The 1,293-nt window shown below is 53.6% G+C and carries 1 rRNA gene; it reads right to left on the bottom strand.

The window, feature by feature from the left end:
* A 23S ribosomal RNA gene (locus AACX38_RS06640) occupies window positions 1–1,293 on the bottom strand; the annotation flags it as partial.

Here is a 1,293-nt window from a genome sequence, read left to right on the forward strand (position 1 = left end):
TCAGGGAAGACTCATCTCAAGGCAAGTTTCCCGCTTAGATGCTTTCAGCGGTTATCTCTTCCGCACTTAGCTACCGGGCAGTGCCATTGGCATGACAACCCGAACACCAGTGGTGCGTCCACTCCGGTCCTCTCGTACTAGGAGCAGCCCCTTTCAATCTTCCAACGCCCACGGCAGATAGGGACCGAACTGTCTCACGACGTTCTAAACCCAGCTCGCGTACCACTTTAAACGGCGAACAGCCGTACCCTTGGGACCTACTTCAGCCCCAGGATGTGATGAGCCGACATCGAGGTGCCAAACACCGCCGTCGATATGAACTCTTGGGCGGTATCAGCCTGTTATCCCCGGAGTACCTTTTATCCGTTGAGCGATGGCCCTTCCATTCAGAACCACCGGATCACTAAGACCTACTTTCGTACCTGCTCGCGCCGTCACGCTCGCAGTCAAGCTAGCTTATGCCTTTGCACTAACCTCACGATGTCCGACCGTGATTAGCTAACCTTCGTGCTCCTCCGTTACGCTTTGGGAGGAGACCGCCCCAGTCAAACTACCCACCAGACACTGTCCGCAACCCGGATAACGGGCCTACGTTAGAACACCAGCCATTAAAGGGTGGTATTTCAAGGATGGCTCCATGCAGACTGGCGTCCACACTTCCAAGCCTCCCACCTATCCTACACATCAAGGACCAGTGTTCAGTGTCAAGCTATAGTAAAGGTTCACGGGGTCTTTCCGTCTTGCCGCGGGTACACTGCATCTTCACAGCGAGTTCAATTTCACTGAGTCTCGGGTGGAGACAGCCTGGCCATCATTACGCCATTCGTGCAGGTCGGAACTTACCCGACAAGGAATTTCGCTACCTTAGGACCGTTATAGTTACGGCCGCCGTTTACTGGGGCTTCGATCAAGAGCTTCTCCTTACGGATAACCCCATCAATTAACCTTCCAGCACCGGGCAGGCGTCACACCGTATACGTCCACTTTCGTGTTTGCACAGTGCTGTGTTTTTATTAAACAGTTGCAGCCAGCTGGTATCTGCGACTGGCTTCGGCTCCGAAAGCAAGTTTCTTCACCTACTGCCAGCGTGCCTTCTCCCGAAGTTACGGCACCATTTTGCCTAGTTCCTTCACCCGAGTTCTCTCAAGCGCCTGAGTATTCTCTACCTGACCACCTGTGTCGGTTTGGGGTACGATTCAATGTTACCTGGAGCTTAGAGGCTTTTCCTGGAAGCAGGGCATCTGTCACTTCAGCACCGTAGTGCCTCGTCATCACGCCTCAGTGTTATACAGC

The sequence above is a fragment of the Xenorhabdus sp. PB30.3 genome (assembly GCF_963895965.1).
GTDB lineage: Bacteria > Pseudomonadota > Gammaproteobacteria > Enterobacterales > Enterobacteriaceae > Xenorhabdus > Xenorhabdus stockiae.